Raw genomic sequence first — 26,218 nt, 5'->3', positions numbered from 1 at the left:
TATGAACTATCTTGCTCATCTTCATCTTGCCCATCTTGCCAAAAGCTCCCTATTGGGAAACATGATGGCAGACTACGTACGCGGTAATCCTGCGGGAGCTTATTCTCCTGAAATTGTTGCAGGGATCCGTATGCACAGAGCCGTAGATAGAACCACCGATACCCATCCGCTCGTCAAACAAGCTCGTCAGCTATTTCGCGAAGAATACCGCAGAGTCGCACCTATCACCTTGGATTTAGTCTGGGATCATTTTCTTTCTCGGCATTGGGAGCGTCTCGTTCCCTCACATTCACTCTCTGATTTTGTGTATTTTGCCAGGCAAACCATTGAACCAGATTTGTGTCATACTCCTGAAAAATTTCAGGAGTTAAATGAGTATCTTTGGTCTCAACAATGGCTGACGCGATACGCAGAAAAAGCGTACATCGGTAAGTCACTGAATGGCATGGCAAGACGCCGTCCAAAACTCGCGGCTCTAAGTGGCTCATTCGATGATTTTCTACTTAATTATCTAGAGCTTGAACATATTTTCTTTCAGTTTTATCCACAAATGATTGAGACAGCAAAACAGCAACTTTTTGCCCAAGAGCTCACATTACATGCATCCGAATAAATTAAAACTTGCACTTTAATGGAATAAAACTATCTTATTGATATTAATCTGCCAAATTGATACCATTGATAGGTAAAAGCTATCATATCAATTGGTTTTAATGTCTTTATTCTCCAAAGATAAAACCTTATCCTTAGGTTATATTTATCCGCATGCCCCATTTCGATTGCGGAGATAGAAACCCTTAAAACTCATAGGAGTACATTATGGTTCTGGTTACACGTCAAGCCCCTGACTTTACTGCTGCAGCTGTTCTTGGTAATGGTGAAATCGTTGAAAACTTCAACCTGAAAAAACACCTGAACGGTCGCCCAGCTGTGATCTTCTTCTGGCCAATGGACTTCACTTTTGTATGTCCTTCAGAACTGATTGCATTCGATCATCGCTATGAAGAATTCAAAAAACGCGGCGTAGAAATCGTTGGTGTTTCTTTCGACTCAGAATTTGTTCATAACGCATGGCGTAAAACTCCTGTTGATAACGGCGGTATCGGTGAAGTTAAATACCCGATGGTTGCTGATATCAAACGCAACATCATGAAAGCTTACGGCATCGAGCACCCAGAAGCGGGCGTTGCTCTGCGTGGTTCTTTCTTAGTTGACAAAAACGGTGTTGTTCGTCACCAAGTGGTTAACGACCTGCCATTAGGCCGTAACATCGACGAAATGCTGCGTATGGTTGACGCGCTGCAATTCCACGAAGAGCACGGTGATGTTTGCCCAGCTCAGTGGGAAAAAGGTAAAGAAGGCATGAACGCATCTCCAAAAGGCGTTGCTGCTTACCTGACTAAGAACGCAACTGGTCTGTAATTTGACCTGTTAAGTTTTCAAGTGCCGGCTTAATGCCGGCATTTTTGCATCTATCCCTATCTAAAATTTTTTCCTACCGCGTTAACACTTTTTCACTTTTGTTATTCAATCCCTCAAACCATTCATGCTATATCTGGATGATACAAATATTTAACAAATTATTTATTTGTATTACATCTACGCGTTACTTCCTCATTTAATCGGGAGATACCAATGATAAAAAATGCATGGCGCCCTTCTTTACTACTGATTTCGTTACTAACTTCAAGTCAACTTTATGCTGCTTCAGAACCTGCCGTTGAAGCAACAAAAGGCATGGTTGTCTCCTCTCAACACCTTGCTTCACAAATTGGTGCTGACATTTTAAAAGCCGGAGGAAATGCGGTTGATGCGGCAGTTGCAGTGGGTTATGCCCAAGCAGTCGTTAACCCTTGCTGTGGCAATATTGGTGGTGGTGGTTTTATGACACTCCACCTTGCGGATGGTAAAGATATCTTTATTAACTTCCGAGAAACAGCCCCAAAAGCCGCCAGCGCTGATATGTATTTAGATAAAGACGGCAAACTTATCAAAGATGCCAGCCTATATGGCTACCTCGCATCGGGTGTACCGGGTACAGTGAAAGGCTTAGATTATGCCCTTGAAAAATATGGCACCATGAGCCGCCAACAAGTAATGGCGCCCGCGATTAAACCGGCTCGAGAAGGCTTTGTCCTAACCCGTGGTGATACCGATGTGCTCGACACAACGACCGAACGCTTCAAACAAGATCCCGAAGTAGCTCGGATCTTCTTAAAACCGGATGGAAGTGCTTACCAACCGGGAGACTTGCTGGTACAAACCGATTTGGCAAACACGCTGGAAAAAATCGCCAATAAAGGCCCTGTTGCATTCTATGAAGGCGATATTCCTAAAATTGTAGAAGCTGCATCGAAGAAAAATGGCGGGATCCTAACAGCTCAAGACTTTGCTGATTACTCCATTTCAGATACCACTCCCGTTAGCTGCACCTACCGTGGTTACAAATTTATCTCTGCACCACCACCAAGTTCGGGCGGCGTAACTATCTGTGAAACCCTCAATATTTTAGAAGGTTATGATCTCAAAGAGATGGGCTTCAACTCCGCTGAATACATTCATACGCTGACTGAAGCGATGCGCCACGCCTATATGGACCGCAATACATTCTTAGGCGACCCTGCATTTGTAGATAACCCGACAGGTAAGCTACTCAGCAAACAATACGCCGCTGATCTGCGCAAAGAGATTGTGCCAAATAAAGCGACACCATCCACTGAAGTTCAACCGGGAATAGGACCTCACGAAAAACCAGAAACGACCCACTATTCGGTCGTAGATGACAAAGGCAATGCCGTTTCAACCACTTATACAATCAATGGTCGATTTGGCTCTGTAGTGATTCCGCCAGGTACAGGTTTCTTCCTGAATGATGAAATGGATGATTTCACCACCAAAGTGGGTGAGAAAAATCTGTATGGCTTAGTACAAGGGGAAAGAAACTCTATCGCCCCCGGTAAGCGCCCACTATCATCAATGAGTCCGACAATTGTCACTAAAGATGGCAAAGTCTTCTTAGTACTCGGCTCTCCAGGAGGCTCAAGGATCATTTCAATTACCTTACAAACTGCACTAAACATTATTGACCACGGCATGCCACCACAAGAGGCGGTAAATGCCCCTCGCATTCACCATCAATGGCTGCCTGATGAGGTTTATTATGAGCAACGCGGCGTGTCTAAAGACAGTTTAGCGTTACTCGATAAGATGGGTTATAAAATGGTAGAGCAGACCCCATGGGGCGCTGCTGAGCTAATTATGATCGGTATTCCTGACGGTGCGGGTGTGAGTGCGAAATCTTCCGGCAACGACTCTGCCGTTTCTGGCAAAGTCCGTGAAGGCTTTATTTACGGATCTAACGATGTTCGCCGCCCTGCGGGCAGTGCGGTGGGTGTGAATTAGTTAGTCGATAACTAAAATGAAAAATGCCAGTGGATTTATCATCTACTGGCATTTTTTTAGGAATTTACAATATATTATGCGTGCTTATGATGCTGACTTGATGGTGTGATAAGTCTGTCACATAGCGCAGCAACCACTAACACAACCACCGATGGTAATAACCACGCTAAATCTTGCTGATATAATGGAATAGACGTCATCCAGTCTGGGATATAAGTCTTCAAGTTATCAGAGGCTTTCACTGCACCAATCAAACCGACCACAAAGCTTGTTAACATCGTTGGAGCAATCACGATGGTTGGGTTTCGCCACCACTTCAACGTAAAGCTCATTAAAATCAAAACGATACAAGGTGGATAAATCGAAACCAATACCGGCAATGAGAACGCAATCAGCTTACTCAGTCCTAGGTTTGAAATCACCATAGAAAACAAGCCTAAAATCAATACCAATTTACGGTAAGAGATTGGCACATAGCGGCTGAAGAACTCAGCACATGCGCAGGTTAGCCCTACAGCAGTTACCATACAGGCAACAAAAATCAATACCGCTAAGAAGAAGCTACCGTAGTTACCGAACGTGTATTGAACATATTCGTGAAGAATATCAGCGCCATCAGCTGGATTTGGAATCAATGATCCACTATTTTCGCCCAGTTTAAACAACGATAAATAGACCAGAGTTAATAACACACCAGCAATTAATCCTGCCCACATGGTATAGCGAGTTAATAATGATGAGTTTTCAATACCGCGGGAACGCGCCGCATTCACAATGACAATACCAAAAACCATGGCACCTAATGTGTCCATCGTTAAATAGCCATTAATAAAGCCATTGGAAAATGCCATATTTTGGTATTCAGGGGTTGCCAGGATCGGTTCTCCAGCAGGCCACATAACCGCAGCAACGCCTAAAATTGCCAGTGCCAACATTTTGACTGGCGCCAAAATGTGCCCAACACTATCTAGTAATTTACCTGGGTATAACGAAATACCGATTACCAGTACAAAATAGATGGCGCTATAAATCAGCAGTGATATTTCCGATTCACCGCCCAGCAATGGTGCAATACCCACTTTATAAGAAACGGTTGCCGTTCTTGGGGTCGCAAAAAGAGGCCCCACCGATAGATATGCAACGATAGCTAATAGCAGACCGGCAGTTTTACCAATTGGCGTGCTGAGCGCTTCAATACCGCCCCCCACTTTCGCCAATGCAACGACGGTAAGAACAGGAAGACCGACACCTGTGACTAAGAAACCAAGTGCCGCAGTCCAAACTTGTTCACCGGCTTGTAAACCGACCATTGGCGGGAAAATAATATTTCCAGCCCCAACAAACAGCGCAAAGGTCATAAAACCTAAGGCGAGGATATCTCTGGATGATAAACGATGAGCCATATTATGTTAATTTTTAGTAAATTATGAAATAAAAATAGGTCACTTCATCCGTAACCTATTGGAACATATATGACGAAATAGAGTTCTGATCAACATTACATTAACAATACAAAATGCATGTCTTGGTTAGCTTTGCAATACTAAACATCAAAAAACAGTAAAAATCGCCAATAACTGGCGACAAGTAAAACTTTTATAGGGAAAAAAGGCAAGAGCAAACCCGAAAACAAGAACAATGCACCAAACTAAATTTAAGAACCAGTGATTACTGTCAGTAAAATTGCAATATCCCGTATATATTCAGGCTAAAAAATCACCAATAAAACATTTTTTAACCATACCGAAGAAATGTTCACAGAATAAGATGAAGAAAATTGCAGGATAAAATTGAAAATATAGCGTAGGCGTTAGAAATAGCACCAATATAGGATGAAATACAAAACAAAAAACCTTGCTAATATGATGATTTTATTAGCAAGGTTTCGGTTTTCTGATTATTTCGCGCTTAATGTATTCACTTTCTTGTCTGACACAATAAACACTGGCGGTAATGTGAATGAAAACTCACTGCCCTTACCAACCTGACTGGTTACTGAGAGCTGGCTACTATGATGCTGAATCGCATGCTTAACAATCGCTAAGCCCAATCCTGTTCCGCCGCCACCTTGCCTTGAACGCGCTTTATCCACACGATAAAAACGCTCTGTTAAGCGAGGAAGGTGCTCGGCTGGAATTCCCGGACCATTGTCACTCACACTAAACTGGGCACCATTACTGGTTCGCTGCCATTTCACCTTAATTTTCGTACCATCTGGCGTATGGTTTATGGCGTTATACACTAAGTTAGCAACCGCGCTTCGTAGCTGTTCTTCATTTCCATGAACTCGAAGTTTTTCATCAATACTGAATTCAAACTCGTGCCGCCCTTGGCTTAAGCTAATCGCTTCTTGTTCAATCATCTTGAGAATGACCGGCATATTAATCTGTTCGTCTAGATTAATTTGAGGGGCAACCTCTATACGGGATAATTGCAGCAATTGCTTCACTAGGTTATCCATTCGATGAGTCTGTTCTTGCATCACCGACAACGCTTTTTTATTCATCGGTGAAGTGCCTTCTTGGTCATCCATAACTTCAAGATAGCCTTGGATAACGGTCAATGGCGTACGTAACTCATGGCTCACGTTAGCAAAAAAGTCTCTACGTGCTTTTTCTAGACGGCGTTTTTCAGTCACATCTCGAGCCACCATCAAAAGCTGATCACTCGCATATGGTAAGATCCGAAACTCAACAATTTCGCCACTATTAAGCTCAATCGTCAGTGCTTGGTCATAGTTTTTCACGGTGAAATAACGACTAAAATCAGGATAACGTAGCAAGTTAAAAATATGCTGTCCGTTATCCTCAGGCCAGCGAAAGCCTAGAAGCTGTTGAGCGTGGCGGTTACACCAGAAAATATTGCCTTCGGTGGTCATAATTACCACTGCATCAGGCAAGGATTCAGCTCCGCTGCGAAAGCGCTTAATCAACTGACCTAATTCACGGCGACGCTTACGGTTGCGCTGCTGCATCTGATAGATGCCATAAAATATCGGCTCCCATCCCCCCTTGCCATCCGGCGGCAGCATACTTCTATCCAACCAGAGCCAATCTGAAAGTTTTAGCAGGTTATATCCGTGCCAAATGAGTGCTGCGAGCAGTGAAATCACTAATAGCCACGGAAGATGCCCAATAAAAACAGACAGTATCAATGCGGGTAAAATAAATAAAAACAGCCCCCAAATCAGCTGTTTTAAGGATAAGCGTTCAAGCACCCATGTTTCTCCCTAATGGTTTCTCAATAGCGAACAGAGAAGCGGTAGCCAGTACCACGAACCGTTTGCACCATCTTATCATGCCCATCTAACTCTAACGCTTTTCTTAAACGACGAATATGCACATCCACCGTTCTGTCTTCCACATACACGTTTGCGCCCCAAACATAGTTGAGTAACTGTTCGCGGCTATATACTCGCTCTGGATGGGTCATAAAGAAGTGAAGTAACTTGTATTCGGTAGGCCCCATATCAATGGGAATTTCTTTGCTGGTAACGCGATGAGAAGTAGGATCAAGAACTAACCCGTTCATCTCAATAATGTCTTCTGTCGCCATTGGAGAGATACGTCGTAAAATGGCTTTAACTCGAGCTATCAATTCTTTTGGTGAAAATGGTTTGATTAAATAATCATCCGCCCCCACTTCTAATCCTTTCACGCGATCTTCTTCTTCGCCCCTTGCAGTTAGCATCATCACGGGGACATCACGCGTGGCGCTATCACGCTTCATATGTTTAATGACTTGGATACCGGAACCACCGGGGATCATCCAGTCCAACAACACTAAATCAGGAAGTGGATCAACCAATTGCGCTATTGCAGAATCATAATCATCAGCCTCTGTGGGCTGAAAACCATTCTGTTCCAATACAAAACAAACCATTTCTCGGATGGGCGCTTCATCTTCAACGACTAGAATGCGTCTTGCCATGATTGTTCCTGTAAATAAGAAGAGATTTTTAATGTGACCGCATTATGCGTCAGTTTTGTGACAGAATTATGAATATCTCAACCCACAATCAAGATCTATCATTAGATTAACAGTTTAATGTCATGTAAGTGAAATATTAACACCACATCTGGCTATCATTGCGAAGCGCTTCGCAACTCTCTTATTTTTACTGTTTAATTTGCCATACCTTTGCTTTCACTGAACCTATATACAGTATACTGTGACACAGCAAACCAAATGGTTTGAATATTAGTATAAAGCATCAGAATATTAATATAGTAAAAGCGTCATAATTACAGGAACCGCTAGCTCATGCGCATCATCCACACTTCAGACTGGCATTTAGGTCAGTATTTTTTCACTAAAAACCGATCTGCTGAACACCAACACTTTTTGCGTTGGTTAATAGAACAAGTCAAACAGTACCAAGTGGATGCCCTGATTGTGGCTGGTGATGTCTTTGATACTGGCGCTCCGCCAAGTTATGCGCGCGAACTCTACAACCAGTTTATTGTTGATTTGCAAAAAACAGGCTGCCAATTAGTTATTTTGAGCGGTAACCATGATTCTGTCTCTGTTTTGAATGAATCCAGCGCGTTATTACGTTATTTAAATACTCACGTCATCACATCAAACAGCGAGTCCCCAGTCATCACATTGAAAGATAAACAAGGGAACCCTAATGGGCTGGTGTGCGCGATCCCCTTTTTACGACCACGAGATATCCAAGTCAGCATTGCAGGGCAAAGCAGTGAAGAGAAACAACTTTCATTACAAAATGCCATTCATGAACACTACCAAAGCTGTTACCAAAAAGCCGTTGAGCAACGTACTGAACTGAACTTAGATATCCCGATTATTGCCACGGGGCATTTGACCGTTGTTGGTGCAGAGCTGACAGACTCCGTGCGTGAGATTTATATTGGCACATTGGATGCTTTTCCTTCCGGCGCATTCCCACCTGCGGATTATATTGCACTAGGGCACATCCATCGCCCTCAACTGATTGGTGGGCAAGCACATATTCGCTACAGTGGTTCTCCGATTGCACTTAGCTTTGATGAATCACAACAACAAAAAAGTGTCTGCTTAGTGGAATTTAATCAGCACCAATTTGCCAATGTTACTTTACTACCAATACCCGTTTTTCAGCCACTATTGAGTTTAAAAGGCTCTTTGAAAGAACTACAAAAACAATTAATGGCCTTACCTGTCAAAGAAAATGAGCTCCCTATTTGGTTAGATATTGAAGTCGCCACTCAAGATTATCTAGGAGATATCCAACAACGTATTGAAGCTCTTACTCAAGAACTCCCTGTTGAAGTTGTTCGCCTACGCCGAGCGCGGCAGGCGCAGACTGGTCAAAACCTCACTCCACAGAATGAAACATTAAATGAACTGACCGCCGAGGAAGTCTTTACTCGACGACTTACAGAAGAGTCATTGGAAGACAAAGCGTTAGAACAGCGTTTATTGCAGCTGTTCAAGCAATCCTACGCCAACTTGCGCAATGAACAGGGGGAATAACTGTGAAAATCTTAAGCTTACGCCTGAAAAACATTAACTCCCTAAAAGGTGAATGGAAGATTGATTTCACAGAAGAGCCTTTTGCCAGCAATGGGTTATTTGCCATCACAGGCGCAACTGGCGCGGGAAAAACCACGTTATTGGATGCCATCTGCCTTGCACTGTACCACCAAACTCCACGGTTAGGCGCGATATCAAAAAGCAAAAATGAGTTAATGACCCGCCACACGAGTGAATGTTTAGCTGAAGTGGAATTTGAAGTTAAAGGCGTCGCTTATCGCGCATTTTGGAGCCAACGCAGGGCAAACAATAAACCCAATGGTAACCTGCAAGACGCAAAAGCTGAGCTAGCAACCGTCGCTGATGGGCAAATCATTGCAGAAAAAATCAGTGAAGTGCGTGAAAAAATTGTGCAAATCACCGGGCTAGATTTTGGGCGTTTCACTAAATCCATTTTGCTCTCTCAAGGGGATTTTGCCGCCTTTTTAAATGCGACCGAAAAAGAGCGAGCCGATTTACTGGAAGAAATCACTGGCACCGAAATTTACAGCCAGATTTCGGTGTATATTTTTAACCAACATAAACAAGCTAAAACCGATCTCGATATTCTGCGGGCGCAAGCCGGTAGCATTAACTTACTCACTGAAGCTGAACATCAAGAACTCGTTGAAAAACAGCAACAATATTCAGCGCAAGAACAGCAACTGAATCAGAATAAAAACCGCCATCAACAAGCGCTAACATGGCACCAGCAACATCAACAATTGTTACAAAATACCCAGCGATTACAGATTGCACAGCAGCAAGCTCTACAACAATATCAAACCGCCGAACCCCGCTTACATAAGCTGGCACAAAGCGCCCCAGCAGAAGCCTTACGCCCCGATTGGTTGGCAGTACAAAGCTTGCAAACTCAACTCGATGAACAGACCCAAAAACAGCAGCGCACCACATTACTTTTAGAAACCGCTCAAAAGCAGCGCTTACCATTGGTCGCCCAATACACTCACGCTCAGTCGGAGCAAAATCAATATAAAGATTGGGTACAAAAAACCACGGCGATGATTGATAACGAAGTGCGACCACTCGACAATTTACTTACGCAGCTTAACCAGCAAAAAGTCCAATTGGACCTGCAATTAAATCAACTAAATGGAGAATATTTACAGAAAAAATCGAGTGTAGAAAATATTCAGCAGAAAATTCTTCATGCCAATAATGAGTTGAATAAAACCCAGTTATTTCTGCAAGAACACCAAAATGACGCCCAGATTGTCGCGCAACTCGGAAGCTGGCAACAGCAAGGGAAATTTATTTATGAACTCACAGAACGCCTAACCCAAAATCAGCAAAAGCAGAAAGCTATCCACCAAGAATGGCAAACCCTACAACAGGTTCAGCAGCAAAAAGCCAAAGAGTCTCAACAGGCTCAAAGCCATTTAGAAGAGCAGCATTCTCGCTTTAATCAGCTCGAAAAGCAGTTTCAGGAATATAAAGAAAAGCACAATATCGAGGAAATTAAAGCAGCAATTTCACAGCAGCAAGAACCTTTGCAGCATGCGAAAATACTACCTGTTTTACTGACTCAACATGAGGAAAAACAGCTACAGTTACAGTCACAAACGCAGTTGCAAAACCAACTTAGCGAATCTATCAACCAATTGTCGCAACAGATTACCATTACGCAAGATAGACTGACTCAGCTCCAGCCGCAACGGCAAATTTTGGAGCAAAAACTTCAGCTAGAACAAAAGATTGTCAGCTTAGAACATGAACGCCAACAGCTCATTAAAGGGACTCCATGCCCTCTTTGTGGCTCATTGGGCCACCCTGCTTTAGCATCATATCAAGCCGTTATACCCAATGAGACTCAGCAACAACTGGCTATGCTGGTCACTCAAATTGAAACTGAAAAACAAAAATTTACTGAGCTGCAAGCCTTATTGCAAGCAGACAAGCGCCACCAGCAAGATAACGAATTGGCTCAAAAACAGCTACAAGAGCAGTTCAACAACCTGAATCGTCAATGGCTGAAAGCATGTGAGCAAGCACTTACACCTGAACTAGCCAAAAACGCATCTGCAGTAGAACAATTTCTCATTGAATTACAAGAAAAGCTTACCGCTCAGCAAACCATCATCAATGAATTTGCACAATTAGAGCGTCAGTACCAAGATGCTAAAAACCAATATTATGAACAGCAAACCCAAGCTAAACAGCTGTTTTCTGAGTTATCTCTCCTTGATGAGAAACTTAAGCATCACTCCCAGCAATTAGAAGAAAACCAAGCTGAGCAGCAATCTCTGCAACAACGCTTAGAACAACAAGTACAGCAGCTTACGGCCTCACTGGCGCCATTTAATCTCATTCTTCCAAGCCAAGCACAATTTAATACTTGGCTACAAGAGATTGAGCAACGCGGGCAATATTATGAAGCACAAAAAAACACCTTTCTGCAAATCACCAAAAATATTGACGTTGATACGGCTACGCTTGCAGCTGAAACAGCTAATGCTCAGCAATTAACTCAGCAACTTTCTGCTCAACAGCAGCAATTAGAGCAATTAAATCAGCAAATTGAACAAAAAAATATGCAACGCCAGAATCTGTTAGATGGTCAAACAGTTGCTGTTTTTGTCCAAAAAATGCAAGAAAAACAAGCTCAATACACACATCAAGTTGATTCACTTTCAGAGAAAATTAGCGAAATAGATAAAAATATTGCTGTACTCAACGGAAGTGCCCAAGAACTTGATCACCAATTGAAGCAACTAAGCCAACGACAGTTAGCCGCTCACACTCAGTTTGTTGCTGCACTCAGTAGCAGCCCTTTCGATACTCAAGAGCAGTTCCTTAATGCCTTACTGCCGACTGAAGAGAAAATTGAGCTGGAGCAGCTTAAACAGCGAGTCACTCAACAGCGGCTGGAGGCGGAAACTCGCTACCAAGAAAGCCAGTCAGCCATAGCAAATCATGAGCAACAGCGTTTAGTGGAATTCACTGAGTTCTCTGTGGAAAAAATTCAGCAAGCTCTCGAACAACTAGAGAGCCAAATCAAGATATTGAACCAGCAACAAGGGCAAATCATTAACCAGCTTGAGCGTGATCAGCAGCAACGTCACCAGCAGCGTGAGTTATTGAATAAAATTGAACAGAGCCAATTAAGCTACGATGATTGGAGTTATCTCAATACCTTAATCGGCTCCGCCGAAGGGGATAAATTCCGTCGCTATGCTCAAGGGCTAACTCTAGACTGTTTAGTCTCGCTCGCTAACCAACAACTCGATAAATTACATGGTCGTTATTTGCTACAGCGTAGCCATTTAGCCAACCTCGAGTTGCAGGTTATTGATGGTTGGCAAGGGGATAGCATTCGCGATACGAAGACCCTTTCAGGGGGGGAAAGTTTCTTAGTCAGTCTCGCCCTAGCCCTTGCACTCTCTGACATGGTGAGCCATCGAACACAATTAGAGTCACTCTTTTTAGATGAAGGTTTCGGTACGCTAGACGCTGAAACTTTAGACATCGCCCTAGATGCATTAGAGAGCCTAAATGCATCAGGAAAAACCATTGGTGTGATTAGCCATGTAGAAGCGATGAAAGAACGAATTCCTGTACAAATTGCAGTGAAAAAAACTAACGGACTCGGCTTTAGTGAACTTCCAAGTCACTATCGTGTTAGTTAATACAATAGGCTAGAAAATAAAGATAACCAAATGAATTTATTTAATTTTTATAACAACATGCAAAAATTTGAACATTAAGGTTAAATTTTTTTTCTATGATTTGGTTGGGATACCTTTATAGTTGTTCACATCGAAACAATTTACTTCGAAACAAGTTACGGCTTCTGAGGTTGTTCAATAAATTGCCGTGCTCTAAACAAAAGCAAGGGGACACACATGTCTAACGCATTTATCGAAATGATTAAAAATCGTCGCACTATCTATAACTTAGGCGATTCATTACCAATCTCGGAAGAGAAAGTGGCTGGGCTTATCAAAGAAGCGGTTAAGCACTCCCCATCAGCATTTAACTCACAAACGTCACGTATTGTGGTGCTATTTGGTGCAGAACATAAAAAACTGTGGAATATCACCAAAGAAGCGTTACGCGCTATCGTACCAGAAGCAGCATTTGCGGGAACTGAGCAAAAAATTAATAGCTTTGCAGCAGGTGCCGGTACCGTTCTTTTCTTTGAAGATAAAAATGTCGTCACTGGCTTACAAGAACAATTCCCGCTCTATGCAGATAACTTCCCTATCTGGTCAGAACAAGCGAGCGGCATGGCACAGCTGGCAGTATGGACAACATTATCTCAGGAAAATGTGGGCGCATCATTACAGCACTACAACCCATTAATTGACAATCAAGTTCAACAAGAGTGGGATATCCCAGCAAATTGGATCTTACGCGCTCAAATGGTATTTGGTTCAATTGAGCAACCAGCTGGTGATAAAGACTTTATGGACGACGACGTTCGTTTCAAAGTATTCAAATAATTCATCACTGATCGTTATTATCTTTATTGCCTCTGCAAATATTTGCAGAGGCTTTATTTTATTTATTCACCCAAACCATTATATATTTATTTATATAATACATTTGAATTTCATTAAATTATTAACAATATAAAACCCTCAACTATCACAAATTATCCCAATAGAAAAACACCCTCGGAATATTAATCAAAATCAATCACACTTATTCAAAAATAATATTTCATTTTTATATATTGGTCGCAATTTTATAAAAAATAGCATTTTTAATCACTTACATGAAACTGAAAAACAACCTTAATTTGATTGACATCAATATGTTATATCCTCAGGGTAATAGTATTTACTTATAGACTAAACTTTTATTTTTGCATTATCGGCATTTGAACTACACTAAAAATAAGAGCACAGAAGCAGTATTGGATGGTGGTCAGTGTTATTAAGGGGGTGGACTATGAAACGTTTATCTTTATTAACTACTGTAGTGGCAATCTTCATTTCGAGTTGTTCTTTTGCAAATAATATCAACCCATCTTCAGGAGGTACAGTTTCATTTGGTGGTTATATCTATGAGCCTCAGTGTGAAGTCAATATCGTGAATCAAACCCATGCAAATGTGGATTGTTATCGTAATGGTAAAACAGTCACTGCATCAGGTTCATTGAAAAATGGTAAAAAAATCGAATCCGAGTATGTCAAAGTTGAATATGACAAACACAGTAAATTACCTATGTTAAACGTGACTTATGAATAAGTTAATTGAAGATCTAATAAGCATAATATTTCGGGGAGCTGCCATTTACTCTTAAGTTTAAACTCCCCGAACTTTATTTCTATATTAATCCGCTTTTGTTAGCACATAGCCCGTCAGCTATTTTTCTGTTCTTCTATGCACCTTTCCGCCATGATGCTTTCCCTAATCTTTTTTTTCATACGAATGTCATCGAACATACATTTCTATGAAAAAAAGCCTGACACAAGTGACAGGCTTTCGGTTATCAATATTTTATGACTGCTATTACTTAGCGGTTAAATCAACTTGGTAAATAGCAAAACCGATATCGTCAGTACCTACTTTTTTCATTGGATATTGAGCATGTTGCTGAATAAACTCGGCAGCTTTTTCACTTGGTGAAGTTTCAAAGCGTACATCGAGTTTTTTATCGGTTTTAATTGGCGTGAAGGACCAGTTATTATCCGCCTTCGAAACCACTTCGCCTTTTTCTTTAGACACTTTAGCGATATAAGCCGCTAAAATTGCACGGTTTTCATCTGGTGAAGCAAATGCAATATGCGCATCACCAGTACCTGCAAATTTACCGCCGTAACCACGATAGTTATTAGTCGCGATTAAGAATGCCGCTTTAGGATCGATTGGTTTGCCTTGGTAAGTCACATTTTTGATACGATTCGCATCTTTATTGACCACTTGGCAGTCAGTGTCATATTTAGCTGGCTGAGTTAGGTCAATCTGGTAATTCACACCGCTAATGGTGTCAAAGTTATAGGTTCTAAAACCATCCCAGTTGATCAGACTTTGCGGTTTAGTTGATTGAGCATCGATTTGGTTGAACATGCCCGCAGAGCACTCTAACCATTCAACCACATCCGCACCTGTTGCTTTTACTACCACTAAAGTATTTGGATAGAGATATAAGTCCGCCGCATTACGGAAAGTTAAATCCCCTTTCTCCACTTCAACAAACTCAGAAGGCGCATTTTTACGTCCACCGGCTTTGAATGGTGCCGCTGCCGCTAATACTGGTAAGTCTGCTAAGTCTGGGTCGCCTTGGATAAAGTTACGGGTGTAATCCATCTGAGCATCATTCACAATCTGAACCGTTGGATCGCTTTGAACTAATGCCAAGTAGCTGTACATGTTTTCAGAGGCTTTACCAATCAGTTTACCCACGAAATCACGGGTACCTTGATGCTGCTCTTGGATGATTTTCACAAGTGATTCATCGCGCTCAACCAATGCTTTCTTATTGGCTTTATCATAAACAGGGCGGGCATGGGCTTGAGCTTCAACCACTTTCCAATCGCCGCTGTCATTGTTAACCACCAAATCAACCACGCCTAAATGATCACCCCACTGTCCTGGCATAACTGCTGGAATGCCGTTGACTGTGCCTTTGGCAACATCGACACCTTTAATATCAGCAAATTCTTTACTTGGGAACACACCGTGAGAGTGACCAAACATGATAGCGTTAATGCCCGGCACTTCGCTGAGATAGTACACAGAGTTTTCTGCCATCGCTTTGTATGGCTCTTGTGAGAATCCTGAATGAGGAATTGCCACAATCAGGTCAGCGCCCTCTTTCTTCATTTGCGGCACAAACTTTTTAGCAGTTTCAGTGATGTCATTCACCTTCACTTTGCCTTCTAAGTTTGGTTTATCCCAAATCATGATTTGTGGCGGAACAAAGCCGATATAACCGACTTTAATGGTATGTGTTTTACCATCACGGTCTTTTACCGGCGTATCAACAATAATGTACGGTTTGAAGTAGTTTTCACCGGTTTTAGCATCAACGATATTGGCGTTGACGTAAGGGAATTTCGCGCCTGCAATAGCTTGTTTCAGGTAATCTAAACCAAAGTTGAATTCGTGGTTACCAAAGTTACCGACGGTGTAGCCCATGGTGTTCATTAAGCTATGAGCAGGGTGAGATTCTCCCTCTTTTAAGCCTTTGTTCGCCATATAGTCAGCCAGTGGGCTGCCTTGGATTAAATCCCCGTTATCCACGAGGATAGCGTTGGTGGCTTCATTTTTCGCGGCTTTGATTAATGTCGCAGTACGTACTAGGCCAAATTGTTCAGTAGATTTGTCTTTGTAGTAGTCGAAGTCAATGAGGTTGCTGTGTACATCGGATGTTTCCATGACACGCAAGTCAACCGTGGCAGCGTTGGCGTTAAATGCCACCAGCAGTGCCAAAGATGAAAGTTTTAGAGCCTTTTTCACGTTAAATCCCCTTTGTTGCCTTTTGAGAGAATGCCTCTCATAAAGTCCAGATTCATTTCATGGTTATTGGTCAAAAACCCAACCATACCCGAAATTGAGCCTGTCACTGTGTGTTGGATATCAAGTTTTAATGATAATGCCTGCAAACAGTAACCATTTTTTGTGACTAAATCACGGTTTTAGTCCATTTATGAATCCCGACTTTTATATAGCTCACAAAAATAGATTTATCCGATAAAAATCACCGCTATTATTTGAGTTATCGATAAAACCCGCTATTCCCCGAATAACTCACCGACACTCACTTTATCAGTAGTCAAACCCACCAGCTCATTTTCACTTTTGCCCTTCTTTTGCTTTTGCCTTTCTTTTTCCTTTTATTCTTTTATCTTTTTCGCCCTTCCCCTCACCCATTGCTCTAAATAATTCGCGTTGTAGCAAGGCGGCAAGAGAGGCTAATCCCTAGGAGCATACACAAGTATGTGACTAGGGTTAGCGAGCGTAGCCAACACAGCTACGGCGTGAAGTATGACGAGCAAGGCGGCAAGTGAAACTAGTCCCTAGGAGCATACACAAGTATGTGACTAGGGTTAGCGAGCGTAGCCAACGCAGCTACGGAGTGAAGTATGACGAGCATTAACCCTCAGAGCAGAGCCAGGCCGCCCCCGCACCCCACTCGAATCCCCATGCTCCGCCTTCCTGATTGGCGTATCAAACTCCCTACCAAACACCCATTGACGAATTTTTTCTGGCAAATTTTCATAGAGCTCATCGACGTTGCTCATTCCGCCCCCTAACACTATGACGTCTGGATCTAGCATGTTGACGGCTTGTGCTAACGCTTTTGCTAGACGATTTTGGTAATGTTCAAAGGCTTTTATCGCGTGTTTATTGCCGTTTCGCGCCAATTGAATAATTTCGGTGCCTGTTTTGGATTCTCCGGCCAGTTTTTTGTAATCCGCCATAAATCCCGTACCGGAGACAAATTGCTCTGTACAGCCACTCAGCCCGCAATAACATTTCTCGTCAGCCAGAAATAGTCGGTCTTGGTCATCTTGCCATGGCAAAGGGTTGTGTCCCCATTCGCCTGCGACGCCATTTCCACCAGAATGAACTTGCCCATTAATGGCGATCCCTGCGCCACAGCCCGTTCCGATGATAACCGCAAATACCACTTTAGCGCCTGCCCCTGCACCATCTACGGCTTCTGAAACAGCAAGGCAATTAGCATCATTGGCCATTTTCACTGGGCGACCTAAACATTGAGCAAGGTCTTTATCGAATGGTTGTCCGTTTAGCCACGTAGAATTGGCATTTTTCACTTTTCCCGTCACTGGAGAAAGTGTTCCAGGGATCCCTAAACCCACACTTCCAACTTGCCCCGTTGCCGCTTCCGCCTCATCAACTAAATGCTTAATTGCATCGAGAGTGCCTTGATAATCACCTCGTGGCGTTGGCATACGCTGACGAAATAGAATATTGCCACCATCATCCAGCGCGACCACTTCAATTTTTGTACCGCCTAAATCAATCCCTATTCTCATAATGGCACTCACTTATTATCTATTTTTCATTTAATTGCCTGCTTACATTATTAGACGACCTTTATAGAAAGTAAAACACCGCAAAATGGCGGGCATTTTTTTTCGCTTAATAACGGACAATTCGCTATCATGTCCGCCTTGCTAAACATGTTTTTAATGACAAAGGTAGGTTTTTCATGTGGTTCAAGAATATATTGGTCTATCGCCTGAATCGGGATTTGGCACTCTCCGCGGATGATCTGGAAAGACAACTTGCGCCGCTAGCTTATACCCCTTGTGGAAGCCAAGACATGATGAAAACGGGCTGGGTGCCACCAATGCGTGGCGCAGATGCACTCACCCATGCTGCAAATAACCAAATTCTTATTTGTGCCAAAAAAGAAGATAAGATGCTGCCATCCCCCGTGATCAAGCAAGCATTACAAGAGAAAATTGAAAAATTAGAAGCGGACCAAGGTCGCCAACTGAAAAAAACTGAAAAAGCCTCGCTAAAAGACGAAGTGGTTCATGACTTACTTCCGCGCGCATTCAGTAAATTCAGCAAAACCTACATTTGGATTGATACCGTTAATCAGCTAATTATTGTTGATGCCGCTAGTGCTAAGCGTGCCGAAGATAATTTAGCGTTATTACGTAAAAGCTTAGGCTCGCTTCCTGTTGTTCCCCTGACCTTTAAAGACCCAATTGAGTTAACCCTGACTGAATGGGTGCGTTCTGGTGCATTACCTCAAGGTTTTGCCGCTATGGATGAAGCGGAATTAAAAGCGATTTTAGAAGAAGGCGGGATCATCCGTTGCAAGAAACAAGACCTAATTTCTGACGAAATTGCCACCCATATTGAAGCTGGCAAATTAGTCACTAAATTATCGTTAGATTGGGAAGAGCGCGTTCAGTTTATGCTATCTGATGATGGCTCTCTGAAGAAACTGAAATTCAGTGAAAAACTAAAAGAACAAAATGACGATATTCCTAGAGAAGATTTTGCTCAGAAATTTGATGCTGACTATATTCTGATGACAGGCGAACTCAGCGCCTTAATCGCTCGCCTAATTGATGTTCTGGGCGGTGAAGCCGAACATTAATATTATTTAGCTTTTTATCCTGACTTCACGATGGCAACGGGCATTTACGCAAGTTGCCATTTTCTTTTTAGACCCCGCTTGCATAGCCACAATTAAGTCATTGACTGCCTCCTCGATCTCTGGTTGATTAAATTACATCCATGTAACAAATCAGTAGCAATTTTGATTATTCAATAATAACAACACAAGCAGCTTCCTCGTGAAGCTTTGGTCAATATTCGAGCGAAGGAATGGTTATGATAGAGTTCATCGAGCCAGAAGTGGATGAAAATTCCGTTGTCTCCTTGCAGAAGGTAACAGCTGAAAACTTTTCGGAAATCTGTTTGCTGAGCCATACACTCAGTGAAGCACAGCGTAGCATGGTGGCAGATAATGCCTATTCCATGGTTGAGGCGCAATTCTCTGACTGTGCTTGGTATCGAGGCATTTATGCGGATGATATCCCTGTAGGATTCATTATGCTGCATTCTGGGCTAGATGATGATGAGCTTGAATACGATGGCATTATGCTATGGCGATTTATGATAGCCGAGCCTTACCAAAAATTAGGATTTGGTCGTGAGGCGTTAATTCAAGTGATCCGTTACTTGAAAAAGAAAGGTTACCCACGGCTGTATAATAGTTGCGGTGAAGGAGAAGAGAGCCCATTTGAGTTTTATCAGAAACTTGGCTTTATTCCGACAGGTGGCTATATCGATGATGAGTGCGAGCTTGTGCTGGATATTGCGAGCTGGCAGGATGAGTAACCGAACTATCACCTATAACAATCAGTTGTAATTTCACGACTGATAGGTAGCTTTAATATTTTAGGGTATCACTGAAATACGCTAAATAGTTTGTGCTATCGCAAGACGGCAAATGCGTTAGACCCTAGGAGCATACACAAGTATGTGACTAGGGCTAACGAATGAAGCCAACACCGCGACAGTGCAAAATATGACTAATACCAATACGCTAAATAGTTTGTGCTGTCGCAAGGCGGTAAATGCGTTAGACCCTAGGAGCATACACAAGTATGTGACTAGGGCTAACGAATGAAGCCAACACCGCGACAGTGCAAAATATGACTAATACCAATACGCTAAATAGTTTGTGCTGTCGCAAGGCGGTAAATGCGTTAGACCCTAGGAGCATACACAAGTATGTGACTAGGGCTAACGAATGAAGCCAACACCGCGACAGTGCAAAATATGACTAATACCAATACGCTAAATAGTTTGTGCTGTCGCTAGGCGGCAAATGCATTAGACCCTAGGAGCATACACAAGTATGTGACTAGGGCTAACGAATGAAGCCAACACCGCGACAGTGCAAAATATGACTAATACCAATACGCTAAATAGTTTGTGCTGTCGCAAGGCGGTAAATGCGTTAGACCCTAGGAGCATACACAAGTATGTGACTAGGGCTAACGAATGAAGCCAACACCGCGACAGTGCAAAATATGACGCGTATTTGTTATTTTTGGATAAGATAACGAATAGTCGGCCCATCTTGCTGAATATCCAACACCTTATAACCATAATTTTTTGCATCTAAAGGGATATTATTGATAGATTGTGGGCAATCACTTACCACTTCTAATATCTCTCCAGGTTTTAACGATGGCATCGCTTCTAACGTCGCAACCGCAGGGTATGGGCAAGGTTCGCCCACCATATCTAATCGATAATCCGGTACTATTTCTTTATGGCTCATGCGGCCTCCATGGAAGTATTCGCCAGTTTTTGGGCACGTTTACGGAAGAAATATTTTTCCCATACCAGCATCAAAATAAATGCAATGGCTAATAAAGCGTATGTAACGAGCAAGCCGCCTTCCGGACCAAATGTCTCTAGCAAGTTCACTTTGTCAAAGTCTGTAGCCAACCATGGGCCTAAATCATCCCAGTAATACGCTAAGATAGTCGCACCGATAATGTTACCGAAACCAACCCACCAGTAATGAACTTGACCTTCAACGGCACGGTACATCCAGCCAGTTTCACAACCACCCGCTAAGACAATACCAAACCCGAATAGTAATCCACCAATCACAGCATTTGGACCAGCCCACATAATCTTAGGTGTCGCGCCCAATTGCACATAACTGAAAATACCAATCGCACTGACCGCCATACCAATGATAATCGCTTTCGCCATATGAGTACGACCAGTGATCCATAAATCACGAAACGCGGAGGTAAAACAGATTTGAGCACGTTCAATCAGCAAACCAAAACCAATCCCACATAAGATAGCAAAGCCCATGACTGGTGCATCTAGCAGTGTATAAAAGCCCCACGCAAGTGCGACAGCAAAAATAGCCATGCCTAATTTAAAGCGTTTTTTAGCTGTATTCGGATTTTGAGTTAATGGCGATGCTGTTGAGACTTTTTTCAATTTTACCGCAATACGGAACATTGGCAGCAGGGTGAATTTGGCACCAAAGTAAGAGCCGACGGCAGTCGCTACAGCAAAGAACCAAGCGTGTAACGAGAATTGTGGAATCCCCGTAAAGAATGCCGCTAAGTTACATCCCATGGCTAGACGAGCGCCGAATCCAGCAATGATCCCACCGAGGATGGCTTGAAAAATTCGAACCCGATGCTGCGGCATGCGAATTTTGACATTATTTGCCCAAAGTGCCGCGGCAAAACAGCCAGCAAACATACCGATAATCATCACGCCATCAATTCGATCAAGTGGCGAACCTTGAAAACCAATAACTTTGAAATAGCCCCATTCTTCTGGATGCGCACCAAATAGCTGCATGATATGCCCGCCCCAGCGAGTAAATTCACCGGTTACAGCCCAAAAAGTGCCTGTTAAACCAAAATAATAAGTCGATAAGATACCTGCCGCAATCACCGCAGGTAACGGTTTCCAAAAACCGATGAGATAGTGAGATTTAAACTCAGACCAAGTCATTTTTACTTCCAGAATGTTTCAAGCCAGTACCTGGCAAAGAATTTCGCTGTTGTATGATGTGTTGCTACATGATGTATTGCTACATGATGTATAGCTAAATGCCCCACAGCGAAGAGGTGCACATCATACTCTGATACTTTTTATCATTAAATAATAAATTATGAATACTCTCAGAAAGATTGATTTAACCACATGCTTAATCACACCGCATATCACCGATTCTTCACATAAATTCTGAGGGTACAGTTGATGCTTGAAAGATAAATAAACATGCATAAAAAAAACGCCATCTTAATGATGGCGCATGGAAGTATAGTCTTATCTTATTTATAGAGGAGTATAATATGAAATATTTTTATTACATCATTTTGCTGTGTGTCGTCTAAAGTCAGCCCATTTGACTTCAGTAATAACATCCGAACTTACATCTAACAACTGAACATCGTACACTCGAGTATGATTGATTATATTTATTTTTAATATAAAGCCTAATCAAACAGCGACTAGTACTTTATTTATTCCCTAGCATTAGTAAATTGAAAAATAAAAAACTCGAGATGAAAAGTTATTAAAAAGTATTTCTAAATGTTATTGGCTGCATTATAGCGCTCATGAAATGTTGCGCAAGTGTTTTTTTATTTTATTTAAGAAGCATTAGCAAGAAGTCAAAAAAACAATAAATAACAATACATTGAACCCAAAAAACACTAATAAACGTGTCAGCTTTGCATTTATAACAGTAATTACATATTTATATTTCATTGTTCAAGTACATTTAAAATAATTTTATTAATAACACTTATATTAATAAAATTATCCAGCTTATTTACTCGCTTTTTTTATCATTTCAATTAGAGTTAAATGTATTAATAATTTTTATTATTCTCTTTTTTTGTCTGAACTTCATCTAACGGGTTAGCCCTGTTGTTATTTTGAACGATGATATCGCCTTTATTCATGATTATTCTAACAATCAGTAAGTTCCATGGTAATTCACACAAAACACTCTAAAATCGATACTCTTAATTTGGGTATTCAGAGAAATTACTCTGTATGTGAATAATCCCGCACAATATGGATGGTTTATTTTCAATTAACCTTATCAAGCCTTTTTTAAACGTGGTTTTATGTGAGCAGAATTTAAAATTACTCTAACTTAAATAAAATTAGAAGAAATTCCGAATAAAATTAAACCATTTGTTTGCGAAACTATAAAGAGAGAGCATTTTTTTATCAGAAATGTTGCAAGAATATGCAAAAGATATGATGGATGAAAATTGATAGGCATAAAAAAATGCGTTTTATCTCAAAGCATCAACGTGAGAATGACATCCGCGATGCAAAGATAAAACGCATTACTACGTAAAACAACTTAGCTATTTAGCATTAGCCGCTGTTGCTTCCATACCGACTAAACCAATCTTGAGATACCCCGATTGACGCAATGCATTCATTACATCCATCATCGTTTCATAATCCACACTTTTGTCCGCTTGGAAGAAAATTGTGGTTTCTTTATTGGTGTTTGTGGCTTGATCAAGAGTTGAACCTAACTGCTCTTTACTAACCGCTTGCTCGCCGATAAACAGCTGACTATCTGATTTCACAGTTAAGAATACTGGCTTTTCTGGTCGAGGCTGAGGCTTCGCAGTGGAAGCAGGTAAGTCGACTTTAATATCAACGGTAGCCAGTGGCGCTGCAACCATAAAGATAATCAGCAGAACCAACATAACATCGATAAACGGTGTTACGTTGATTTCATGCATTTCACCGCTATCGTCTTGTTCGTCACCTAAACGCATTGCCATAATAATTACCTTGCTTTGCTGTTTGCCAGATCGAGGTCACGCCCCAGTAACAACGCTGCTTGTGCAGCAACATCACCCACTTGACCACGATAGTTGTTGATCATACGAGCAAAAATATTATAGATAACCACCGCAGGAATCGCGGCAATAAGACCGATTGCCGTTGCCAGCAGCGCTTCTGCAATCCCTGGAGCAACAACCGCTAAGTTTGTGGTTTGTGAGTGAGCAATACCTATGAAGCTATTCATGATCCCCCACACTGTGCCAAATAGACCGACAAATGGAGAAATCGCTCCAATTGTTGCTAAATAGCCATTTCCACGCCCCATATAACGGCTGATTGCAGCAACCGCTCTTTCTAAACGGAAACCTGTACGGTCTTTAATACCCGCAAGATCTTGACTGTTTGCCGAAAGCGCTCTTTCCGTTGTCGCTTCAGCTAATAACATGCGCGTAATGCTACCTGCTTTAAACCCTTCCGCGATAGATACCGCTTCATCAAGAGATTTTACTTCTGCAATTGCTTTTGCTTCATCTTTTAAACGACGACGTGCAATTAAAATCTCACTTCCTTTGGATAAGAATAGCGCCCATGTAATCACGGATGCGAGTAACAGACCAATCATCACCGTTTTTACAACAACATCTGCGTTTTGGTACATACCCCAAACCGATAAATCCTGATCAAAACCGCCACCGTGAGCTTCAGTCGCAATCTCAACATTTTCAGTCACTACCGTATTTGTCACGACAGATTCCGGTGTTGCTGCTGGAGTTGTCGTTGCTTGAGTTGCAGTCACTTCCGTTGTGGAAGGAGTATTTGCAGGAGCGGCTGTTGAACCTTGGTTAGCTACTGGTGTAGTAGGTGTGACAGCGGGTGTTGTTTCTGCGGATGCCGTGCCCATTAAGCCGATCGCCAATAGAATAGAAGCTGTTAATTTACGCATCAGTTGGCCTTTACTCTCTTATTTTGTGTTGTATAAAAAAATTTATATCGATGATTGTGCCATTCATCGACTAACCATTAAAAGCGAAATTTGATTCACGCATTCATCTCTTTTCGTCAAGATGTCAGATAATATCAAACACACCACGAATTGATAGTAATTATCATTAGTATTCGCAATTTTTTGTCGCTTATCAACATAACCCTTCGAGAGACGACTCGATTTGCTGCTTGATAATGAAGAAAATTCAGCTAACCACTTTTGTTCTTGCTCTGGTAGACCAAAATCATTTAACGTCAGGTGATAACTTGGCCAATCATTTGATTTTCTATTGGTAAATAAGGGATAACTCAATGGCAAACATAAGACCAGAAACCCAGCTCGTGCATCTTGGTAGAAACCCTAAATTCACTCAAAAAGGGGTAAACCCTGTCATTCAACGTACCTCTTCCGTGATTTTTGATTCGGTAGAAGATAAAAAGCATGCTGTACGCAATCGCGCAAATGGCGTATTAATGTATGGTCGCCGAGGTACACAGACCCATTTTGCTTTCCAAGAAGCGATGACCGAATTGGAATGTGGTGCTGGCTGTGTTCTTTACCCTTCAGGTGCAGCAGCGATCACCAATGCCATTATGTCATTTATCAGCGCGGGGGATCATATTCTGGTCACGGGGTCAGCCTATGACCCGACACAAAACTTCTGCGACAAAATCCTCACTAATTTGAATGTTGAAACGAATTATTTCGACCCATTAACTGGCGCAAAAATTGCCGATTTAATCCGTCCAAATACCAAAATTGTTTTTTTGGAATCGCCAGGTTCTATCACTATGGAAGTCCATGACCTTCCTGCTATTGTAAAAGCCATTCGTCAAAAATCCCCAGAAATCATTATCATGCTCGATAATACATGGGCTGCGGGTGTCTTACTTAAACCTCTTTTATTTGATGTAGATATCTCTATTCAATCCGCGACAAAGTACATTAATGGTCATTCAGATGGCATGTTAGGGGTCGCTGTTGCCAACCAGCGCTGCATCGAAACTTTGCGAGAAAATTCATATTTATTGGGGCAAACTGCCGATCCTGATACTGTTTACATGGCTGGTAGAGGTCTTCACACCTTACCAACCCGCCTCAAGCAGCATGAAGCGAACAGTTTAGCCGTCGCAAACTGGTTAGTAGAGCATCCCGCTGTGGCACATGTTTTTCATCCTGCACTTCCAGGCCACCCTGGGCATGAATTCTTTAAACGGGATTTTAGTGGCTGCAACGGGTTATTTTCATTTCAATTAAATTCGCGGTTATCCCCTAAACAGTTCAGCGATTTTCTCGACCACTTTAGCCATTTTAAAATGGGGTATTCATGGGGCGGGTTTGAATCACTGATTCTTGGTTATCAAACCGAAGATTTACTCAGTATGCGCCAATACAATTATCAACCGGATAGTGGGTCGTTTTTCCGTCTGCATGTCGGCTTAGAACACCCGCAAGATCTCATTGATGATTTACAACGTGCTTTCGCGCGCATTTAAACATCAACATTCTGTCCTTAATTATTAGGCAGTTAATCACTGC

General features: G+C 42.0%; 18 protein-coding genes and 1 pseudogene. 10 read left to right on the top strand and 9 right to left on the bottom strand.

Features of this window, described 5'->3' with window-relative positions:
- The first annotated feature begins 1 nt into the window (after position 1).
- The 3 genes from GKR61_RS13640 (at position 2) to ggt (ending at position 3,402) form a co-directional block, all read left to right on the top strand.
- A complete protein-coding gene (locus tag GKR61_RS13640; protein ID WP_154600151.1) occupies positions 2-613 on the top strand; it encodes an acyl carrier protein phosphodiesterase in 612 nt (203 codons plus the stop codon).
- Between the two features lie 206 nt (positions 614-819).
- Entirely contained in the window at positions 820-1,422 is a 603-nt protein-coding gene (locus GKR61_RS13635; protein WP_154639846.1) for a peroxiredoxin C, read from the top strand.
- 213 nt (positions 1,423-1,635) lie between these two features.
- Entirely contained in the window at positions 1,636-3,402 is a 1,767-nt protein-coding gene (gene ggt / locus GKR61_RS13630) for a gamma-glutamyltransferase (RefSeq protein ID WP_154639845.1), read from the top strand.
- Between the two features lie 74 nt (positions 3,403-3,476).
- Here ggt and brnQ read toward each other — a convergent pair whose 3' ends face one another.
- The 3 genes from brnQ to phoB all read right to left on the bottom strand — a co-directional run bounded on the left by brnQ (position 3,477) and on the right by phoB (position 7,332).
- The gene (gene brnQ, locus GKR61_RS13625) at positions 3,477-4,805 is read right to left on the bottom strand and encodes a branched-chain amino acid transport system II carrier protein (RefSeq protein ID WP_036953807.1); all 1,329 of its coding nucleotides are present in this window, start codon (positions 4,803-4,805) and stop codon (positions 3,477-3,479) included.
- Between the two features lie 494 nt (positions 4,806-5,299).
- Complete coding sequence (phoR, locus tag GKR61_RS13620; protein ID WP_036953805.1) at positions 5,300-6,619, bottom strand: phosphate regulon sensor histidine kinase PhoR; 1,320 nt, start codon at positions 6,617-6,619, stop codon at positions 5,300-5,302.
- A 23-nt stretch (positions 6,620-6,642) separates the two neighbouring features.
- Entirely contained in the window at positions 6,643-7,332 is a 690-nt protein-coding gene (gene phoB, locus GKR61_RS13615) for a phosphate regulon transcriptional regulator PhoB (RefSeq protein WP_036953802.1), read from the bottom strand.
- A gap of 333 nt (positions 7,333-7,665) precedes the next feature.
- Between phoB and sbcD the strand changes: the two genes are divergently transcribed.
- The 4 genes from sbcD (at position 7,666) to GKR61_RS13595 (ending at position 14,133) form a co-directional block, all read left to right on the top strand.
- Positions 7,666-8,880, top strand: coding sequence for an exonuclease subunit SbcD (gene sbcD / locus GKR61_RS13610; RefSeq protein ID WP_154600149.1), 1,215 nt, complete (start codon positions 7,666-7,668; stop codon positions 8,878-8,880).
- Between the two features lie 2 nt (positions 8,881-8,882).
- Positions 8,883-12,566: an SbcC/MukB-like Walker B domain-containing protein gene (locus GKR61_RS13605; protein WP_336426631.1), complete on the top strand. Its 3,684-nt coding sequence runs from the start codon at positions 8,883-8,885 to the stop codon at positions 12,564-12,566.
- Between the two features lie 216 nt (positions 12,567-12,782).
- Positions 12,783-13,382: a nitroreductase family protein gene (locus tag GKR61_RS13600; RefSeq protein ID WP_036953792.1), complete on the top strand. Its 600-nt coding sequence runs from the start codon at positions 12,783-12,785 to the stop codon at positions 13,380-13,382.
- 451 nt (positions 13,383-13,833) lie between these two features.
- On the top strand, positions 13,834-14,133 hold the full coding sequence (locus tag GKR61_RS13595) for a hypothetical protein (RefSeq protein ID WP_036953789.1): 300 nt from the start codon (positions 13,834-13,836) through the stop codon (positions 14,131-14,133).
- A gap of 264 nt (positions 14,134-14,397) precedes the next feature.
- Here GKR61_RS13595 and GKR61_RS13590 read toward each other — a convergent pair whose 3' ends face one another.
- Together GKR61_RS13590 and mak are read right to left on the bottom strand one after the other, a co-directional pair.
- Positions 14,398-16,347, bottom strand: a complete 1,950-nt coding sequence (locus GKR61_RS13590) for a bifunctional 2',3'-cyclic-nucleotide 2'-phosphodiesterase/3'-nucleotidase (RefSeq protein ID WP_181478013.1) — start codon at positions 16,345-16,347, stop codon at positions 14,398-14,400.
- A gap of 636 nt (positions 16,348-16,983) precedes the next feature.
- Positions 16,984-17,891: pseudogene (mak, locus tag GKR61_RS13585) on the bottom strand (fructokinase).
- Between the two features lie 176 nt (positions 17,892-18,067).
- Between mak and rdgC the strand changes: the two are divergent.
- Complete coding sequence (gene rdgC / locus GKR61_RS13580; RefSeq protein ID WP_036953781.1) at positions 18,068-18,973, top strand: recombination-associated protein RdgC; 906 nt, start codon at positions 18,068-18,070, stop codon at positions 18,971-18,973.
- A 236-nt stretch (positions 18,974-19,209) separates the two neighbouring features.
- Positions 19,210-19,719 (top strand): GNAT family N-acetyltransferase, encoded by a 510-nt coding sequence (locus GKR61_RS13575; RefSeq protein ID WP_108479236.1) that lies wholly within the window; start codon positions 19,210-19,212, stop codon positions 19,717-19,719.
- A gap of 712 nt (positions 19,720-20,431) precedes the next feature.
- Here the strand turns inward: GKR61_RS13575 and yedF are convergent.
- The 4 genes from yedF to exbB all read right to left on the bottom strand — a co-directional run bounded on the left by yedF (position 20,432) and on the right by exbB (position 24,637).
- Positions 20,432-20,671, bottom strand: a complete 240-nt coding sequence (gene yedF / locus GKR61_RS13570; RefSeq protein ID WP_006657165.1) for a sulfurtransferase-like selenium metabolism protein YedF — start codon at positions 20,669-20,671, stop codon at positions 20,432-20,434.
- Positions 20,668-21,882 (bottom strand): selenium metabolism membrane protein YedE/FdhT, encoded by a 1,215-nt coding sequence (gene yedE / locus GKR61_RS13565; protein WP_036950333.1) that lies wholly within the window; start codon positions 21,880-21,882, stop codon positions 20,668-20,670. Before yedE ends, yedF begins: the two co-directional genes overlap by 4 nt.
- A gap of 1,376 nt (positions 21,883-23,258) precedes the next feature.
- Positions 23,259-23,690 (bottom strand): TonB system transport protein ExbD, encoded by a 432-nt coding sequence (gene exbD / locus GKR61_RS13560; RefSeq protein WP_036950331.1) that lies wholly within the window; start codon positions 23,688-23,690, stop codon positions 23,259-23,261.
- A 5-nt stretch (positions 23,691-23,695) separates the two neighbouring features.
- On the bottom strand, positions 23,696-24,637 hold the full coding sequence (gene exbB / locus GKR61_RS13555; protein WP_036950329.1) for a tonB-system energizer ExbB: 942 nt from the start codon (positions 24,635-24,637) through the stop codon (positions 23,696-23,698).
- 353 nt (positions 24,638-24,990) lie between these two features.
- On the opposite strand from exbB, the gene metC reads away from it, so the two are divergent.
- Complete coding sequence (gene metC / locus GKR61_RS13550) at positions 24,991-26,175, top strand: cystathionine beta-lyase (protein ID WP_036950327.1); 1,185 nt, start codon at positions 24,991-24,993, stop codon at positions 26,173-26,175.
- Positions 26,176-26,218 lie beyond the last annotated feature (43 nt).

The organism is Providencia sp. wls1916, from assembly GCF_009706585.1.
Lineage (GTDB): Bacteria > Pseudomonadota > Gammaproteobacteria > Enterobacterales > Enterobacteriaceae > Providencia > Providencia lanzhouensis.
The sequence above is the reverse complement of the archived record's forward strand: the minus strand, read 5'-3'. Positions and strand labels throughout refer to the sequence as shown.

Coding starts and splice junctions, on each gene's coding strand:
- GKR61_RS13640 (WP_154600151.1), top strand. CDS start 2: ATGAACTATCTTGCTCATCTTCATCTTGCCCATCTTGCCAAAAGCTCC.
- GKR61_RS13635 (WP_154639846.1), top strand. CDS start 820: ATGGTTCTGGTTACACGTCAAGCCCCTGACTTTACTGCTGCAGCTGTT.
- ggt (WP_154639845.1), top strand. CDS start 1,636: ATGATAAAAAATGCATGGCGCCCTTCTTTACTACTGATTTCGTTACTA.
- brnQ (WP_036953807.1), bottom strand. CDS start 4,805: ATGGCTCATCGTTTATCATCCAGAGATATCCTCGCCTTAGGTTTTATG.
- phoB (WP_036953802.1), bottom strand. CDS start 7,332: ATGGCAAGACGCATTCTAGTCGTTGAAGATGAAGCGCCCATCCGAGAA.
- sbcD (WP_154600149.1), top strand. CDS start 7,666: ATGCGCATCATCCACACTTCAGACTGGCATTTAGGTCAGTATTTTTTC.
- GKR61_RS13600 (WP_036953792.1), top strand. CDS start 12,783: ATGTCTAACGCATTTATCGAAATGATTAAAAATCGTCGCACTATCTAT.
- GKR61_RS13595 (WP_036953789.1), top strand. CDS start 13,834: ATGAAACGTTTATCTTTATTAACTACTGTAGTGGCAATCTTCATTTCG.
- rdgC (WP_036953781.1), top strand. CDS start 18,068: ATGTGGTTCAAGAATATATTGGTCTATCGCCTGAATCGGGATTTGGCA.
- GKR61_RS13575 (WP_108479236.1), top strand. CDS start 19,210: ATGATAGAGTTCATCGAGCCAGAAGTGGATGAAAATTCCGTTGTCTCC.
- yedF (WP_006657165.1), bottom strand. CDS start 20,671: ATGAGCCATAAAGAAATAGTACCGGATTATCGATTAGATATGGTGGGC.
- yedE (WP_036950333.1), bottom strand. CDS start 21,882: ATGACTTGGTCTGAGTTTAAATCTCACTATCTCATCGGTTTTTGGAAA.
- exbD (WP_036950331.1), bottom strand. CDS start 23,690: ATGGCAATGCGTTTAGGTGACGAACAAGACGATAGCGGTGAAATGCAT.
- exbB (WP_036950329.1), bottom strand. CDS start 24,637: ATGCGTAAATTAACAGCTTCTATTCTATTGGCGATCGGCTTAATGGGC.
- metC (WP_036950327.1), top strand. CDS start 24,991: ATGGCAAACATAAGACCAGAAACCCAGCTCGTGCATCTTGGTAGAAAC.